The sequence below is a fragment of the Rhizobium phaseoli genome, assembly GCF_001664385.1.
Classification (GTDB): Bacteria; Pseudomonadota; Alphaproteobacteria; order Rhizobiales; family Rhizobiaceae; genus Rhizobium; species Rhizobium phaseoli.
This window is the reverse complement of the sequence record NZ_CP013532.1, coordinates 225,220-242,131: the sequence shown is the minus strand read 5'-3', so window position 1 is coordinate 242,131 and position 16,912 is coordinate 225,220. Positions and strand designations below refer to the sequence as shown.

Here is a 16,912-nt window from a genome sequence, read left to right as displayed (position 1 = left end):
TTCTTTACTGCTGCACGGCGGGCGTCGGCACCGCCTCGATGTTGAAGGCGGCGGCCATCAGCGCCTTGGTGTAATCGTCTTTCGGAGCACGGAAGATTTCCGCTGACGGCCCCTGCTCCACCACCTTGCCGAAACGCATGACGATGACGTCGTTGGCAAGCGCCTTCACCACCTTCAGATCATGGCTGATGAAGAGATAGGCGAGATCGTGCTTCTTCTGCAGGTCACGCAGGAGATCGACGACCTGGGCCTGGACGCTCATATCGAGCGCCGAGGTCGGCTCGTCGAGCATGACGAAGCGCGGTTTGAGCACCATGGCGCGGGCAATGGCGATGCGCTGGCGCTGGCCGCCGGAAAATTCGTGCGGGTAACGCCAGCGGGTCAGCGGGTCGAGACCGACCTCCTCCAGCGCCCAGCAGACGCGCTGGTCTCGCTCCTCGGCGCTCAAGGCGCGTTCATGCACCTTCAGCCCTTCGGCAATGATATCGCCGACCGACATGCGCGGACTGAGCGAGCCATAAGGGTCCTGGAAGACAATCTGCAACTGGTTGCGCAGCGGCCGCATCTCGCTGAACGAATAGCCGGCTATGTCCTTGCCGACGAAAGCGATGCGCCCTTGCGAGGAGATCAGCCGGGTGAGCGCCAGGCCGAGAGTGGTCTTGCCGGAGCCGGACTCGCCGACCACCCCGAGCGTCTGCCCGGCGCGCAGCGAGAGATCGATGCCGTCGACCGCCTTGACGTGGTCGACGACACGGCGCATCAGCCCCGCCTTGATCGGAAACCAGACACGGATATCGGAACCTTCCATCACCACCGGCTTCGTCGGATCGGCACGCGGAGGCTCGCCCCGCGGCTCGGAGGCAAGGAGGTGGCGGGTATAATCGTGCTTCGGATTGGCGAAGACCTCCGCGACCGTTCCTGTCTCGACGATCCTGCCCTTGGTCATCACGCAGACGCGGTCGGCGAACTTGCGCACGATGCCGAGATCATGGGTGATGAACAGCATCGACATGCCGTGCGCCGCCTTCAATTGTCGCAGCAGCTCCAGGATCTGCGCCTGCACGGTGACGTCGAGCGCCGTGGTCGGCTCATCGGCGATCAGCAATTCCGGCCGGTTGGCGAGCGCCATGGCGATCATGACGCGCTGGCGCTGGCCGCCTGACAGTTCGTGCGGATAGGCCTTCAGCCGTTTTTCCGGCTCGCGAATGCCGACCTGGTTCAACAATTCCAGAACGCGCTGGCGCGCCGCCTGGCCGGTGATGCCCTGGTGCAAAGCGAGGATTTCGGCGATCTGCTTCTCGATCGAATGAAGCGGATTGAGCGAGGTCATCGGCTCCTGGAAGATCATGGTGATGTCGTTGCCGCGCACCTCGCGCAACGCCCGTTCCGAGGCCTTCAGCAGATCCTTGCCCTTGAACAGGATCTCGCCGGAGGGATGGCTTGCGGTGGGATAGGGCAGAAGCTTCAGGATCGAATTGGCCGAGACCGACTTGCCGGAACCGGATTCGCCGACAAGCGCGACCACCTCGCCCTTGGCGATATCGAAGGAGACCCGATCGACGGCAAGCGACGCCTCGCCGCCCTGATGAAAGGCAACCGAGAGATTACGGACGGAAAGGAGCGGTTCTGTCATGTCATTCATTGGAACGTCTTCCTCGGATCGAAGGCGTCGCGCACGGCCTCGCCGATGAAGATCAGCAGGGACAGCATGATCGACATGGCGAAGAAGGCCGTCAGCCCAAGCCATGGCGCCTGCAGGTTGGTCTTGCCCTGGGCAATCATCTCGCCGAGCGAGGGGGAGCCCGGCGGCATGCCGAAGCCGAGGAAATCGAGCGAGGTCAGCGTCGTGATCGAGCCGGAGAGGATGAAAGGCAGGAAGGTAAGCGTCGCGACCATGGCGTTCGGCAGCAAATGGCGCCACATGATGGTGCGGTTGTTGACGCCAAGCGCGCGGGCGGCGCGCACATATTCGAAATTGCGGGCGCGCAGGAATTCGGCGCGCACGACGCCGACGAAGCCGACCCAGGAAAAGAGCAGCATGATGCCGAGCAGAACGAAGAAGCCGGGCGGCAGGATGGCGGCGATGATCAGCAGGATGTAGAGCACCGGCATCGACGACCAGATCTCGATGAAGCGCTGCAGCAAAAGATCGGTCCAGCCGCCGAAATAACCCTGAACCGCACCTGCCGTCACCCCGATGATCGCCGAGCAGATGGTGAGCGCCAGGCCGAAGAGCACCGATATGCGGAAACCGTAGATGACGCGCGCCAATACGTCGCGGGCCTGGTCGTCGGTGCCGAGCCAGTTGAGATTGCCGAGCGTGCAGGCAGGATCGTTCACCCCTTCTGGATAACCGGAGCAGCGCTCCTCCTTGGTCATCAGCCAGAAGGGGGCGGTCGGCGCCGAATGCGGGATGTTGGAGTTGACCGAGCGGTAGGAATAACGCACCGGCGGCCAGATCATCCAGCCATTGGCGTTGATCTCATCCGCGATCACCGAGGAGCGGTAGTCGGTTTCGGCCAGGAAGCCGCCGAATTTTTCTTCGGGATAATCGATCAGCACGGGAAACAGGATCTCGCCCTTGTACGAGGCGATGATCGGCCGGTCGTTGGCGAGGAATTCGGCAAACAGGCTGAGCACGAAGAGCAGCAGGAACAGCCACAGCGACCAGTAGCCACGGCCGTTCGCCCGGAAATTCTTCCAGCGGCGGATGTTGGTCGGCGACAGCAGGCCCTTGCGCGGCGGCTTGACCGGGGTTGCGACGGCAGGATTTGCGGCAGCGTCCATCAGACATCCCTCCGCTCGAAATCGATGCGCGGATCGATCCAGGTGTAGATCAGGTCGGAGATCAGGCTGACGAACAGGCCGAGCAGCGAGAAAATGTAAAGTGTGGCAAAGACGATCGGATAATCCCGGTTGACCACCGAGAGATAGCCGAGGCGGCCGAGACCATCGAGCGAGAAGATGTTCTCGATCAGCAGCGAGCCGGTGAAGAAGGCGGAGATGAAGGCACCGGGAAAACCGGCGATGATGATCAGCATGGCATTGCGGAACACATGGCCGTAAAGCACCTGCCGCTCGTTCAGGCCCTTGGCGCGGGCGGTGACGACATATTGCTTCTTGATCTCCTCGATAAAGGAATTCTTGGTGAGCAGCGTCGTCGTCGCGAAGGCGGCGAGCGACAGCGAGATCAGCGGCAAGGTGAGGTGCCAGAAATAATCGAGCGGCTTCTGCCACCAGGCGAGCTGGTCGAAATTATCGGAGACGAGGCCGCGCAGCGGGAACCAGTCGTAGAAGGAGCCGCCGGCGAACAGCACGATCAGCAGGATGCCGAAGAGGAAGCTTGGCACCGCGTAGCCGACGACGATGACGCCCGACGTCCAGACATCGAAGGTCGATCCGTCCTTCACCGCCTTGCGGATGCCGAGCGGAATGGAGATGGCGTAGGAAAAGATCAGGATCCAGATGCCGAGCGAGATCGACACCGGCAGCTTCTCCTTGATGAGGTCGAGCACCGAGGTGTTGCGGAAGAAGCTCTCACCGAAATCGAAGCGGATATAGTTCCACATCATCTCGCCGAAACGCGTCAGCGGCGGCTTGTCGAAGCCGAATTGTTTTTCAAGTTTGGCGATCAGCTCCGGATCGAGCCCCTGGGCGCCGCGATATTTCGAGTTTTCTTCGCCTCCGCCTGCGCCGAGAAGATCACCGCCGCCGGACAGACGCTGATCGGCACTGTCGGCTTGGCCGGTCAGCTGGGCGATCACCTGCTCGACCGGACCGCCGGGGGCGAATTGAACCACTATGAAGGAAATCGCCATAATGCCGACGATGGTCGGGATCATCAAAAGCAGGCGGCGAATGATATAGGCACCCATCAGCCTTCAGCCTCCGGGAATGTTTTTCCTGTCTGCACGCCGTTCAGTCCAATTCCACTCAATCCGCCAGCCTTCCCTTGCCGGCTCTGCCGGCTTGTCGTGATTCGCATCTGCCATTTGGAGCCCAGAGCCCCTGCATTGCAAGCCCGCTCATTTTGCCGAAGTTGACCACCAGGCATCCGGGAAGCCAAGGCCATAAGCCGGATACTCGGCCGGCCGCGTGACGGTGTTCCAATAGGCGATGTTATAGGTATCGCGGTAGAACAGCGGGATCACATAATGATTTGCCAGCAGGACCCGGTCCATGGCCTTGATCGCCGCAACCTGTTCATCGCGGTTGGGCGCGAAGATGATCATGCGAATAAGCTCGTCGACCGCCGGGTTGGCGATGCCGGCATAATTGCGAGAGCCTTGCTGGTTGGCCGAACCTGATCCCCAGTAATCGGCTTGCTCATTGCCTGGATTCATCGTCTCCGCCCAGACATTCCAGATCATGTCGTAATCGAAGCTGCGCTCGCGATTGACCGCCTGCGAGGCGTCGACCGTGCGCACGCGCGCATCTATGCCGATTTTCTTGAGGTTATTGGCGTAAGGCACCGCCCAGCGCTCCAACATCGGGCTCGACAACAGGATCTCGAAACTCATCGGCTGGCCAGTCTTCGTATTGACCATCCGGTTGTTCTTGATCTCCCAGCCGGCTTCCTTCAGCAGCGCAATCGCCTTGCGGAGGTTGTCGCGGCTTTTCTGCGGATCGCCGCCAACCGGATTTGTATAAGGGGTCGTGAAGATCTCCGGCGGAACCTTGTCCTTCAGCCCCTGCAGTATTTCGAGCTCCCGTCCCTGGGGCAGGCCGGAAGAGGCAAGGTCGGTGTTCCAGAAATAACTGTCGATCCGCTTGTAGCTGTTGAAGGCAACGGTGCGGTTCAACTCTTCGAAATCGAAACCGTAATTCAGCGCCTCGCGGACCCTGATGTCCTTGAACAGATCGCGCCGCATGTTGGGCACGAGCGCCTGCAGGATGCCGGTAGAGCGCAGCGGATTTTTGACCTCTTCCTTCTTGACCCTTCCTTCCTTCACCGCGGGGAAATCATAGCCGGTTGCCCAGCGGGCGGCAGTCGTTTCCTGCCAGTAATCGCTGTTGCCGGCGCGAAACGCTTCGAACTCGACGTCCCGATCGCCGAAATAGGTGTAGATGACGTTGCGGAAATTGTTCTGGCCGACATTCACATTGAGATCCTTGCCCCAATAGTCGTCACGCAGTTCATAACGGATCGTCGCGCCGGGGGAGAAGGCAGCAATCTTATAAGGCCCCGAACCCATCACGGGCTCCAGCGTCGTCTTGGTAATGTCGCGCGGCTTGCCATCGGCTCCAGGCGCTTCCCACCAATGCTTCGGAACGACCACCAGCTGACCTAAAATATTGGGCAATTCGCGATTGTTCTTCTCGTCGAAGGTGAACGTGACATCACGTTCGCCGGTCTTTTCGGCCTTGACCACGTGGGCGTAATAATTCGCCGTGAGAGGATTGAGTTCCTTGGTTTTGTCCAGGCTGAAGACAACATCTTCAGGGGTTACCGGCTGACCGTCCGCCCATTTCGCTTCCTTGCGCAGGCGAAAGGTCGCGCTCGAGACGTCAGCGGGAAAAGATAGGCCCTCGGCCAGCAGGCCGTATGAGACGAGCAGTTCGTCATCGGCCGGCTTCATCAGCGTGTCGTAAACAAGCGTCAGGCCGACCGCTGTCTGGCCTTTCGCAAGCAGCGGATTGAACGTGTCGAAGGCGCCGCTGGCGGAAAGACGCAGGTCGCCCCCTTTCGGAGCAGCGGGATTGACGTAGTCGAAATGCGTAAAGCCCGGTTTGTACTTCATCTCGCTGATGACCGAGCTTCCAATCTGAAAGGATTGGTCCTGCCCCGCAACCGTCATTGGCGCCAGTGCGCCCGCAAGCGACAGAAACAGACCGATCTTCGACCACACAACCGCCATTCACGCTTCCCCTTGATATTGATGGTTCGACAATACGAAAAATGCAGGCGAAAAACAGGACAGAGTTTGGTTTTTGCCGGACTCGCGAAATTTTGACCCCATCGGCTGACGTCAGATCTCGCAGGGGTTGCGCCGCTGCTGCGATCCGTCACCGCCGCCCACCCGGCAAATCATCGATTCACCAAAATCACTTTTCACGTTAGATTCGCGGACAAATCACTTCTCAAGGGAACAGCATGGCATTCGGCTTCGCTCAAGCTTTCAGGACATTCGGCAAACTGGCGCTTGCCGGCGCAATCGGCGCAGGCCTTGCCGCCGGCGACGTCGGCGCCGAGCAGAAGACGCCGAGCCCGGGCAGTGCCAAGGCGCTGTTCGGCGGCGTCAGCCTGCCGACTCAGGGCCCGGCCCAGCCGATCGGCTTTTATGCCAAGGGCTGCATGACCGGCGCGGTGGCGTTGCCGACCGACGGACCGACCTGGCAGGCGATGCGGCTTTCACGCAATCGACGCTGGGGCAATCCGGTAACAATTGCGCTGCTGGAACGATTTTCGCAGGACGCCGCCAAATACGCCGGCTGGCCGGGCATTCTTGTCGGCGATATCGCCCAGCCGCGCGGCGGACCGATGGCCAGCGGTCATGCTTCACACCAGATCGGTCTCGATGCCGATATCTGGCTGACGCCGATGCCGGCGCGCCGCATGACGGCCGAGGAGCGCGAGGACCTGCCCTTCACCTCAATGCTGCAGAAGAACAAGTTTCTGACGATCGATCCCCGGGTCTGGACGGAATCGCATGCGCGGCTCTTGATGCTGGCCGCGAGCTATCCCCAGGTGGAGCGCATTTTCGTCAACCCGGCGATCAAGAAGAAGATGTGCGACACCTGGACGGGCGATCGCACCAATCTCGGCAAGCTCCGGCCGGAATACGGTCATGATTCGCATTTCCATATTCGCCTCAAATGCCCGCCAGGCGTTGCGGGATGCACGCCGCAGGCCCCCGTCGCTGCCGGCGACGGCTGCGACAAGTCGCTTGCCTGGTGGTTCACGCCGGCGCCATGGGCGCCGCCGAAGCCGCCGAAACCCGACGCCAAGCCGCCGAAGCCACCGCGCGAGATGATGGTCTCCGACCTGCCCAAGGCCTGTGCCGCCGTGCTCGACGCCGCTTCGGTCGCCTCTATGCAGGCCGCGACCTATGGCGGACCTTCGGCCGCGGGCGGACCCTCTGCCGCGAACGGACCTTCCGCCGCAAGCGCGCTTGCGGCCGCACCGGCCACCGACGATGACGACGGCGAACTGCCCGATGTCGGCCCGGTTCCGAACGATAAGCCGGCGCTCCAGTGAGGAGCATCGGCGCTGTCTTTCAAATCGCGAATTCTTGGTATAGAAGCGGTCAAATCGATTGAATTGTCAGGTCGGAGGGGTCGATGGCCGGCGGCAAATGCCTAGCATTGATTGCGCATGATCAGAAGAAGGACGATATGGCCGCTTTCGCCCGCGCCAACAGAGACCTTCTCTCCCGCTGGAAGATCGTCGCGACAGGCACGACCGGCGGTCGCGTGCTCGACGCCGCGCCCGACCTCGACGTCACCAGGCTGAAAAGCGGGCCGCTCGGCGGCGACCAGCAGATCGGCGCGCTGATTTCGACCGGCGAGGTGGATGCCTTGATCTTCTTCGTCGACCCGCTGACGCCGATGCCGCATGATGTCGATGTGAAGGCGCTGATGCGGCTGGCGATCGTCTACGACATTCCGATGGCGCTCAATCATGCGACCGCTATAAAGCTCCTCCCCACCCTCGAAGCCTGATCAGCACGGAACCGGCCATGCCAAAACCGAACCACAGCACCGCTCCGCTGCCCTTCCCGATCCTGATCGGCGATATCGGCGGCACCAATGCCCGTTTCTCCATCCTGACCGATGCCTATGCCGAACCGAAGCAGTTTCCGAACGTGCGCACGGCGGATTTCGCAACGATCGACGAAGCGATCCAGAAGGGCGTGCTCGACAAGACCGCGGTGCAGCCGCGCTCGGCAATTCTCGCCGTCGCCGGCCCGATCAACGACGACGAGATCCCGCTGACCAATTGCGACTGGGTGGTGCGGCCTAAGACGATGATCGAGGGCCTCGGCATCGAGGACGTGCTCGTCGTCAACGATTTCGAGGCGCAGGCGCTGGCCGTCGCCGCGCTTTCGGATGAGAACCGCGAACGCATCGGCGACGCCACCGGCGATATGATCGCCTCGCGCGTCGTGCTGGGACCCGGCACCGGCCTCGGCGTCGGCGGCCTCGTTCATGCCCAGCACAGCTGGATCCCGGTCCCCGGCGAAGGCGGCCATGTCGATCTCGGGCCGCGCAGCAAACGCGACTATCAACTCTTCCCCCATATCGAGACGATCGAGGGCCGCGTTTCGGCCGAGCAGATCCTCTGCGGGCGCGGCCTCGTCAACCTCTATAACGCCATCTGTATCGTCGACGGCATCCAGCCGACGATGAAGGATCCGGCCGACATCACCTCGCACGCGCTTGCCGGCAGCGACAAGGCCGCCGTCGAGACCGTGTCGCTGTTTGCCACCTATCTCGGCCGGGTGGCGGGCGACATGGCGATGGTGTTCATGGCGCGCGGCGGCGTCTATCTCTCCGGCGGCATCTCGCAGAAGATCCTCCCGGCCCTGAAGAAGCCGGAATTCCGCATGGCTTTCGAGGACAAGGCGCCGCACACCGCCCTGCTTCGCACTATCCCGACCTATGTGGTGACGCACCCGCTGGCGGCCCTTGCCGGGCTTTCCTCCTATGCGCGCATGCCGGCGAATTTCGGCGTGTCGACGGAAGGCCGCCGCTGGCGGCGCTGATCCCGGCGCGCGTCCCACCCGGACGCGCGGCGCTCTAGCCAAACCGATCCCAACTCTTTATAGACCCGCCAAAAGTACGCGTCGCCCCTGCGCCGCGTTTGGTCGAGATAGGAAAGCTCATTATTGGAAGCGGCGGAAAGCAGAAAGCAGAGCGTCAGCAGCGATACCGTCACCGGCATCCTGAAGCGCATCATCGCTGAAAACGGCCGCGACCATCTCTGGGGCTATGTCTTCGCGATCGCCTGCCTCATCATCGTGGCCCTTTCGACAGCGTTCACGGCGTGGATCATGCGGGCGATCATCGATGAGGCCTTCGCCAATCGCCGCGCCGACGTCGTCTGGATCATCTGTCTTTCGATCTTCGTCGCCTTCGTGCTGCGCGGCTTTGCGAGCTATGGACAGGCGGTGGCGCTCTCCAAGGTCGGCAACGATATCGTCGCGCGATATCAGCGCCGCCTTTACGCGCATTTGATGACACTTTCGGTCGGCTTCTTCAGCGAGGCGCGCTCGGCCCATATCGCCGCGCAGGTGAGCCAGAACGTCAGCGGCATCCGCGACGTGCTCAACCTGACGATCACGTCGACGGTGCGCGACCTCCTGACCTTCGTTTCGCTGATCGGCGTGATGGTCCTCCAGGACCCGCTGCTCAGCCTCGCGGTGTTCATCATGGCGCCGCCGCTGCTCTATGCGCTGCGTTACGTCTCCAAGCGGCTGCGTTCGGCAACCCGCGAGGCCGTGCATCTGAACAGCCACGTGCTGGGCGCCATGCAGGAGACGATCCAGGGCATTGCCATCGTGAAAGCCTTCACGATGGAAGAGGAGCTGGAACGCAAGGTCAACAAACTGATCAAAGGCGCCGAAAACCGGGCAAACCGGATTGCCCGGCTTTCAGAACGCACCTCGCCGCTGACGGAGAGCTTTGCGGGCTTTGCCGTTGCCAGCGTGCTGGCCTATGCCGCCTACCGCTCGATCTATTACAACGTGCCGCCGGGTGCCTTCTTCTCTTTCGTCACCGCCTTGCTGCTGGCCTATGACCCGGCCCGCCGGCTTGCCCGCCTGCAGGTGCAGATGGAGCGCGCCGTCGTCAATGCGCGGATGATCTACGAACTGCTCGACATGGAGCCGCGCCAGCGCGACCTGCCGGATGCAGGGCCGCTGACGGTGACGCAAGCCCGCATCGAATTCCGCAACGTCTCCTTCGGCTATGGCAATGAGAGCGTGCTGAGCGGCGTCAGCTTCGTCGCCGAAGGCGGAGAGACGACGGCGCTCGTCGGCCCCTCGGGTGCCGGTAAATCCACCGTCATCAGCCTCATTCCGCGTTTCTACGATCCGCGCGAGGGCCAGATCCTGATCGACGGGCAGGATATTGCTCACATCACCAAGAAGTCGCTGCGCCAGCAACTCGCCTACGTCTCGCAACAGCCCTACCTGTTCGAGGGCACGATCCGCGACAATATCCGCTACGGCCGGCCGGAAGCGACCGATGCCGAGGTGGAAGAAGCTGCCCGGCTTGCCTATGCGCATGATTTCATCTGCGCCCAACCGCAGGGTTACGAGACACCGGTCGGCGAAAACGGCGTGACGCTTTCGGGCGGCCAGCGTCAGCGGCTGTCGATCGCCCGTGCGCTGGTGCGCAATGCGCCGATCCTGCTTCTCGACGAGGCGACCTCGGCGCTGGACACCGAATCTGAAGCTGCCGTTCAGAAGGCGCTCGACGAGGCGATGACCGGTCGCACTGTCGTCGTCATCGCCCACCGGCTTTCGACCGTGGTGCGCGCCGACAAGATCGTCGTCATGCAGCAGGGCCGGGTCGTCGAGGAAGGCAACCACGAGACGCTTGCGAAGGTCAGCGACGGTCTTTACGCTCGCCTCAACAACCTGCAGAGGCCGTCGGCCTCCGATCTAAACTGACCTGGTGAGACCGAGATGAGCGATGCTGCGATGAAACTGGTGGTGGTTGGCGCGGCAGGGCGCATGGGGCAGACACTGATCCGGCTCATCCATTCCATGGAGGGCGTGACGCTGCACGCCGCCGTCGAGCGCACCGGTTCGCCCTTCGTCGGCAAGGATGCAGGCGAGATTGCCGGGCTTGGCCCGACCGGCGTCATCATCGGCGACGATCCGCTCAATGCCTTCCTGCATGCCGAAGGCGTGCTCGACTTCACCTCGCCCGCCGCAACGGTGGAATTCTCGGGCCTCGCCGCCCAGGCCCGCATCGTCCACATTGTCGGCACCACAGGCTGTTCGGAAGACGACAATGCCAGGATCGCGGCCGCCGCCCGGCATGCCCGCATCGTCAAATCGGGCAATATGAGCCTCGGGGTCAATCTGCTCAGCGTGCTTACCGAACAGGCATCACGGGCGCTCGACCCTGATGACTGGGACATCGAAATCCTCGAAATGCATCACAAGCACAAGGTGGATGCGCCTTCCGGCACCGCGCTTCTGCTCGGCGAGGCAGCGGCCAAGGGGCGCGGCATCGATCTCGCTTCAAAATCGGTCAAAGTGCGCGACGGCCATACCGGAGCCCGCGAAGCCGGCACCATCGGCTTTGCGACGCTGCGCGGCGGCTCCGTCATCGGCGAGCATTCCGTGCTTTTCGCCGGCGAAGGTGAAATCGTCACCCTGTCGCACAGTGCGGCCGACCGCTCGATCTTCGCGCGCGGCGCCATCAAGGCGGCTCTCTGGGCGCGCGACAAGAAGCCGGGCCTCTATTCCATGCTCGACGTGCTCGGGCTTTCTTCCCAATAACGACATTCGGAGACATATTGATGAGCGGAACCCTCGTCCTCGTTCGCCACGGCCAGAGCGACTGGAACCTGAAGAATCTCTTCACCGGCTGGAAGGATCCCGATCTGACCGAGCTCGGCATCCAGGAGGCCAATGCCGGCGGCGCCGCACTTGCCGAATACGGGATCAAATTCGATGTCGCCTATACCTCGGCGTTGGTGCGCGCCCAGCACACGCTGAAGCTCATCCTCGACAAGGTCGGCCAGCCCGACCTGCAGACGATCCGCGACCAGGCGCTGAACGAGCGCGACTACGGCGACCTCTCCGGGCTCAACAAGGACGATGCCCGCGCCAAATGGGGCGAGGAACAGGTCCATGTCTGGCGCCGCTCCTATGACGTGCCGCCTCCCGGCGGCGAAAGCCTGCGCGACACCGGCGCCCGCGTCTGGCCTTATTACCTCACCGAAATCCTGCCGCGGGTGCTGCGTGGCGAAAAGGTGCTGGTCGCCGCCCACGGCAATTCGCTGCGTTCGCTCGTCATGGTGCTCGACAAGCTGACCAAGGAGGGCGTGCTCGCCCTCAACCTCGCCACCGGCGTTCCCATGGTCTACAAGCTGAACGCCGATTCCACCGTCGCTTCCAAGGAAGTGCTCGGCGACATGTCCGGCGCGCATTGAATCTAACGGCCTTCCCTGCACCGACAGGGAAGGCCGTCCTCAGTTCTCGATCGTGAACTGCACCCGGTCGGCCGCGAACCGGCTGATCGAATATTGCACCGGCACACCGTCGAGATCGGTATTCATCGCCTTGGCGATCAGCAGGATCGCCCCGGGGCTGAGTTCGAGATCGGCCAGATCAGCCGTGTCGGCATGCGCCGCCGTCACCTCGGTCGTCGCCCTGATATAATCCGCCAGCCCGAGTTCAGCGAAAGCCTTGGTGATCGATTGATGTTTGCGGTAGGCTTCGCCGATCCCAGCGAAACGTTCTGCGGGGAACCAGCTCGTCGCCTTTGACACCGGCCGCCTGTCGGCCTCGCGCAACGTTTCCAGCCGTATCACCTGTGCGCCCGGCTTCAGCCCCAGCCAGCGGGCGATCTCGGCGCTCGCCTCCTCCGTCACCTCATCGAGCAGCAGGCCGCGCATCTCGCGCGCCTGGTCGCCGATGCCGGCGGTAAAACGCGTGCGCCTGGTGATCGGGAAATTCAGCCGCTCCTTGCGTTCGATCAGCGTGCCGCGACCTTGCACCGCCCGGACGATGCCTTCCTGCGCCAGGGCTGCCAAAGCGCTGCGCACCGTATGCCGGTTCACGCCGAATTGCAGCGCCAGGACGGTTTCGGGCGGCACCATTCCGGTTTCATCATAGGCGCCGTTGCCGATCGCCTCGCGAATCCGGTCGGCGATCTGGCGCCAGAGCGCCACGCCGGTCTGCCTTTGCACCTGATTCAGTCCCGCCATTCCATCCCCTGTCCTGTCATTCATGCCTTCCATCGAATTCAAGGAATTACAGCACTCTCCACGCCCCTGAAAAGGCGCGCGCGCTGCAGAATGTCACACGCTTGTCACGGCATCGATTTAGGACTAAGTATAGCTTGTATAGTTGTCTATATCAATAGACATTTAAAAGGAAGCGGCGATGATATCAGCGGACAGCAACAACGCTGCGTCACAGACGGCATCCGGGCGCAAACGCGCCGCCGATCTGCTGGCGCGCGCAGAACGCAGCGAACTCTCGGCGGCCTGGAATGCGTTGCCGCAAAAGCCTGCGGCGCATCCGGTGCGCGGGCCGGAGACCGGGCTGGTGATGGTGCGCGGACGCATCGGCGGCGGCGGCGCTCCCTTCAATCTTGGCGAGGTGACGGTGACGCGCGCGACGGTGCGTCTCGACTCCGGCTCGGTCGGCCATGCGCAGGCGCTCGGCACCGATCGCGAGAAGGCGCGGCTGGCGGCGATCTTCGATGCGCTGTGGCAGGAGGAGGCGACGAAGGATTTCGTCGAACGGGCGCTGCTTTTGCCGATCACCGAACGGATCGCCGATGCCGAACGCCGCAAGGCCGACGAGACGGCGGCGACCCGCGTCGATTTCTTCACCATGGTGCGGGGAGACAACTGATGGATTTCAAGACAGAAGCCTTGACCGGCGGCTTTGGCGAGCCGGTCTTCCATGCCCAGAGCGTCTTCAAGGTGCTGATGGACGGCATGGCCCGTCCCGGTACGATCCTGACCGTTCAGCCCGATGTCGCGCCGCCTGTGCCGCTCGGCATTGCCGCCGGCGCGATCGCGCTGACGCTTTGCGACCACGACACGCCGGTCTGGCTTTCCCAGGGGCTGGCGAAATCCGCCGTGCCGGAGTGGCTCGGCTTCCACGCCGGCGCGCCGCTGACCGCGGAGAAGGCCGAGGCACGCTTCGCCTTCACGGAAGCCGGTGCCACGCTTTGCCCCTTCGGCCTCTTCGCCTCGGGCACGCAGGAATATCCCGACCGATCGACGACGCTCGTCATCGAACTTTCCGCACTCGAGGGTGGGCGCCGGCTGGCGCTGATCGGCCCCGGCATCCAGACTGTGACCGAGATCGCGCCTGTCGGGCTGCCGGAAACCTTCCTGCGGCTCTGGACCGAGAACCGCGCGCTTTTCTCGCGCGGCATCGACATCGTGCTGACATCGGCCGAGCGCTTCCTCTGCCTGCCGCGCACCACCAAGATCACAGCAACGGAGATCTGAGCTCATGTATGTTGCCGTCAAGGGTGGCGAGGCCGCCATCGCCAATGCCCACCGCCTACTTGCCGACCGCCGCCGCGGCGACCGTTCGCTACCGGCGATCGGCATCGACCAGATCGTCGCGCAGCTGGCGCTCGCCGTCGACCGCGTCATGGCCGAGGCCTCGCTTTTCGACCGGACGCTCGCCGCACTGGCCGTCCGGCAGTCTCGCGGCGACATGATCGAGGCGATCTTCCTGCTGCGCGCCTATCGCACGACGCTGCCGCGCTTCGGTTATTCCAGGCCGCTCGACACGGCTGATATGACGATCGAACGGCGCATCTCGGCGACCTACAAGGATCTGCCGGGCGGCCAGCTTCTTGGGCCCACCTTCGATTATACCCACCGGCTGCTCGATCCCTCGCTGCTTGCCGACGAGGCGGTCGAGGCGCCCGCCCAGCGCGCCGCCGAGACCGGCCGCGTCATGCGCGTCTCCGAAATCCTCGGCGAGGAAGGCCTGATTGAGGCCGATGGCGACATGCCGGAGGATCACGAGGTCGGCGACCTGACGCGCGAGCCGATGGAATTTCCAATGAGCCGCGACCTTCGCCTGCAGGCGCTCGCCCGCGGCGACGAGGGCTTTTTGCTGGCGCTCGGCTACTCCACCCAGCGCGGCTATGGCCGCAACCATCCCTTCACCGGTGAAATCCGCATCGGCGAGGTCGAGGTGGAATTCGACGTGCCGGAACTCGGTTTCGCCGTCTCGCTCGGCTTCATCCAGATCACCGAATGCCAGATGGTCAACCAGTTCAAGGGCTCGGCCAAGGCGCCGCCGCAATTCACCCGCGGCTACGGCCTGGTGTTCGGCCAGAGCGAGCGCAAGGCGATGGCGATGTCGCTGGTGGATCGCGCATTGCGGGCTGAAGAGCTCGGCGAGGATATCACTGCGCCGGCCCAGGACGAGGAATTCGTCATCTCCCATTCCGACAACGTCCAGGCGACCGGCTTCGTCGAGCATCTGAAGCTTCCGCATTATGTGGACTTCCAGGCCGAACTCGATCTCGTCCGCCGCATGCGCCGCGAATTCGAAGTCGCCCGCAACAGAGGCGAAGATTTGAAGGAAGCCGCCGAATGAGCGATCTCGCCAGCTACAACTTCGCCTATCTCGACGAACAGACCAAGCGGATGATCCGCCGCGCCATTCTGAAGGCCATCGCCATTCCCGGCTATCAGGTGCCCTTCGCCTCGCGCGAAATGCCGATGCCCTACGGCTGGGGCACCGGCGGCGTGCAGGTGACGGCCTCGATCATCGGGCCTGACGACGTGCTGAAGGTCATTGATCAGGGCGCCGACGATACGACCAACGCCGTTTCCATCCGCGCCTTTTTCCAGAAGGTCGCCAATGTCGCGGTGACGACGCATACGGGCGAGGCAACGATCATCCAGACGCGCCACCGCATTCCCGAGGAAAGGCTCAAGGCCGGCCAGGTTCTGGTCTACCAGGTGCCGATCCCCGAGCCGCTGCGCTTCCTCGAGCCGCGCGAAACCGAGACGCGCAAAATGCATGCGCTGGAAGAATACGGTCTCATGCACGTGAAGCTCTACGAGGATATCGCCCGCAACGGCCGCATCGCCACGACCTATGCCTATCCGGTCAAGGTTCATGGCCGCTACGTCATGGATCCCTCGCCGACGCCCAAATTCGATAATCCCAAGATGCATCAATCGGAAGCGCTGCAGCTTTTCGGCGCCGGCCGCGAAAAGCGCATCTATGCCGTGCCGCCCTATACCGACGTCGTCAGCCTGGATTTCGAAGACCATCCCTTCGAAATCCAACGCTTCGGCAAGCCCTGCGCGCTGTGTGGCGCCGAGGATGTCTACCTCGACGAGGTGATCCTCGACGACAAAGGCGGGCGCATGTTCGTCTGCTCCGATACCGATCACTGCGAGGATCGCCGCGCACACGGACATGCCGGCGAAATGCTGGCCCGGGAGGCTGCAGAATGACCGAAACGCCGCTTCTTAAAGTCAACGACCTCTCGAAGTTCTATGGCAACCGCATCGGCTGCCGCAATGTGTCCTTCGAGCTCTGGCCCGGCGAAGTGCTCGCCATCGTCGGCGAATCCGGCTCGGGCAAGACGACGCTGCTCAACTGCATCTCCACCCGGTTGATGCCGACCAGCGGCGGTGTCGAATACCACATGCGCGACGGCAGCTACCGCGACCTCTACCATATGAACGAGGCGGAGCGCCGCTTCCTGATGCGCACCGACTGGGGCTTCGTGCACCAGAACCCGGCCGATGGCCTGCGCATGACGGTTTCTGCCGGCGCCAATGTCGGCGAACGCCTCATGGCGATCGGCGACCGTCACTACGGCAAGATCCGCTCCACCGCCATCGACTGGCTGGAACGCGTCGAGATCGATGCCGACCGCATCGACGACCAGCCACGGGCCTTTTCCGGCGGCATGCGCCAGCGATTGCAGATCGCCCGCAATCTCGTCACCGGCCCGCGCCTGGTCTTCATGGACGAGCCGACCGGCGGCCTCGACGTCTCGGTGCAGGCGCGCCTGCTCGATCTCGTGCGCGGCCTCGTCAACGATCTCGGTCTCTCGGCCATCATCGTCACCCACGATCTCGCCGTCGCCCGGCTTCTGTCACACCGCATGATGGTGATGAAGGACGGCTACGTCATCGAACACGGGCTCACCGACCGGGTGCTCGACGATCCGCGCGAACCCTACACGCAATTGCTCGTTTCCTCGATCCTGCAGGTCTGAGCGC

Annotated in this window: 16 protein-coding genes; 11 read left to right on the top strand and 5 right to left on the bottom strand. The window is 63.0% G+C overall.

The window, feature by feature from the left end; genetic code table 11:
• Positions 1-4: 4 nt before the first annotated feature.
• The 4 genes from AMC88_RS01115 to AMC88_RS01100 form a co-directional block, all read right to left on the bottom strand.
• Complete coding sequence (locus tag AMC88_RS01115; protein WP_041683512.1) at positions 5-1,642, bottom strand: ABC transporter ATP-binding protein; 1,638 nt, start codon at positions 1,640-1,642, stop codon at positions 5-7.
• Positions 1,639-2,787, bottom strand: a complete 1,149-nt coding sequence (locus AMC88_RS01110; RefSeq protein WP_012482258.1) for an ABC transporter permease — start codon at positions 2,785-2,787, stop codon at positions 1,639-1,641. The genes AMC88_RS01115 and AMC88_RS01110 overlap by 4 nt, the downstream gene beginning before the upstream one ends.
• On the bottom strand, positions 2,787-3,875 hold the full coding sequence (locus AMC88_RS01105) for a microcin C ABC transporter permease YejB (protein ID WP_004673538.1): 1,089 nt from the start codon (positions 3,873-3,875) through the stop codon (positions 2,787-2,789). The genes AMC88_RS01110 and AMC88_RS01105 overlap by 1 nt, the downstream gene beginning before the upstream one ends.
• A 150-nt stretch (positions 3,876-4,025) precedes the next feature.
• Positions 4,026-5,858 carry an extracellular solute-binding protein gene (locus tag AMC88_RS01100; protein ID WP_012482257.1) on the bottom strand — a complete coding sequence of 611 codons (1,833 nt, stop codon included), beginning with the start codon at positions 5,856-5,858 and terminating at the stop codon, positions 4,026-4,028.
• 236 nt (positions 5,859-6,094) lie between these two features.
• On the opposite strand from AMC88_RS01100, the gene mepA reads away from it, so the two are divergent.
• The 6 genes from mepA to AMC88_RS01070 all read left to right on the top strand — a co-directional run bounded on the left by mepA (position 6,095) and on the right by AMC88_RS01070 (position 12,112).
• Entirely contained in the window at positions 6,095-7,198 is a 1,104-nt protein-coding gene (gene mepA, locus AMC88_RS01095; RefSeq protein ID WP_064824681.1) for a penicillin-insensitive murein endopeptidase, read from the top strand.
• Between the two features lie 83 nt (positions 7,199-7,281).
• Complete coding sequence (locus tag AMC88_RS01090; protein ID WP_004673532.1) at positions 7,282-7,662, top strand: methylglyoxal synthase; 381 nt, start codon at positions 7,282-7,284, stop codon at positions 7,660-7,662.
• A gap of 17 nt (positions 7,663-7,679) precedes the next feature.
• Positions 7,680-8,705, top strand: coding sequence for a glucokinase (locus AMC88_RS01085; protein WP_004673529.1), 1,026 nt, complete (start codon positions 7,680-7,682; stop codon positions 8,703-8,705).
• Between the two features lie 123 nt (positions 8,706-8,828).
• Complete coding sequence (locus tag AMC88_RS01080; protein WP_064824680.1) at positions 8,829-10,616, top strand: ABC transporter ATP-binding protein; 1,788 nt, start codon at positions 8,829-8,831, stop codon at positions 10,614-10,616.
• A 15-nt stretch (positions 10,617-10,631) separates the two neighbouring features.
• A complete protein-coding gene (dapB, locus tag AMC88_RS01075) occupies positions 10,632-11,456 on the top strand; it encodes a 4-hydroxy-tetrahydrodipicolinate reductase (protein ID WP_010022540.1) in 825 nt (274 codons plus the stop codon).
• A gap of 20 nt (positions 11,457-11,476) precedes the next feature.
• On the top strand, positions 11,477-12,112 hold the full coding sequence (locus AMC88_RS01070) for a 2,3-bisphosphoglycerate-dependent phosphoglycerate mutase (protein WP_004673523.1): 636 nt from the start codon (positions 11,477-11,479) through the stop codon (positions 12,110-12,112).
• 39 nt (positions 12,113-12,151) lie between these two features.
• Here the strand turns inward: AMC88_RS01070 and phnF are convergent, their stop codons facing one another.
• The gene (gene phnF, locus AMC88_RS01065; RefSeq protein WP_064824679.1) at positions 12,152-12,889 is read right to left on the bottom strand and encodes a phosphonate metabolism transcriptional regulator PhnF; all 738 of its coding nucleotides are present in this window, start codon (positions 12,887-12,889) and stop codon (positions 12,152-12,154) included.
• A 178-nt stretch (positions 12,890-13,067) separates the two neighbouring features.
• Here phnF and phnG point away from each other — a divergent pair, with 178 nt between their 5' ends.
• The 5 genes from phnG to phnK are packed head-to-tail and all read left to right on the top strand — an operon-like array spanning position 13,068 to position 16,908.
• Positions 13,068-13,544: a phosphonate C-P lyase system protein PhnG gene (phnG, locus tag AMC88_RS01060; protein ID WP_010020871.1), complete on the top strand. Its 477-nt coding sequence runs from the start codon at positions 13,068-13,070 to the stop codon at positions 13,542-13,544.
• Complete coding sequence (phnH, locus tag AMC88_RS01055; protein WP_064829850.1) at positions 13,544-14,152, top strand: phosphonate C-P lyase system protein PhnH; 609 nt, start codon at positions 13,544-13,546, stop codon at positions 14,150-14,152. Before phnG ends, phnH begins: the two co-directional genes overlap by 1 nt.
• Before the next feature lie 4 nt (positions 14,153-14,156).
• Positions 14,157-15,263: a carbon-phosphorus lyase complex subunit gene (locus AMC88_RS01050; protein ID WP_012482249.1), complete on the top strand. Its 1,107-nt coding sequence runs from the start codon at positions 14,157-14,159 to the stop codon at positions 15,261-15,263.
• Positions 15,260-16,135, top strand: a complete 876-nt coding sequence (locus AMC88_RS01045) for an alpha-D-ribose 1-methylphosphonate 5-phosphate C-P-lyase PhnJ (RefSeq protein WP_004673514.1) — start codon at positions 15,260-15,262, stop codon at positions 16,133-16,135. The genes AMC88_RS01050 and AMC88_RS01045 overlap by 4 nt, the downstream gene beginning before the upstream one ends.
• A complete protein-coding gene (phnK, locus tag AMC88_RS01040) occupies positions 16,132-16,908 on the top strand; it encodes a phosphonate C-P lyase system protein PhnK (RefSeq protein ID WP_010010774.1) in 777 nt (258 codons plus the stop codon). The genes AMC88_RS01045 and phnK overlap by 4 nt, the downstream gene beginning before the upstream one ends.
• Positions 16,909-16,912 lie beyond the last annotated feature (4 nt).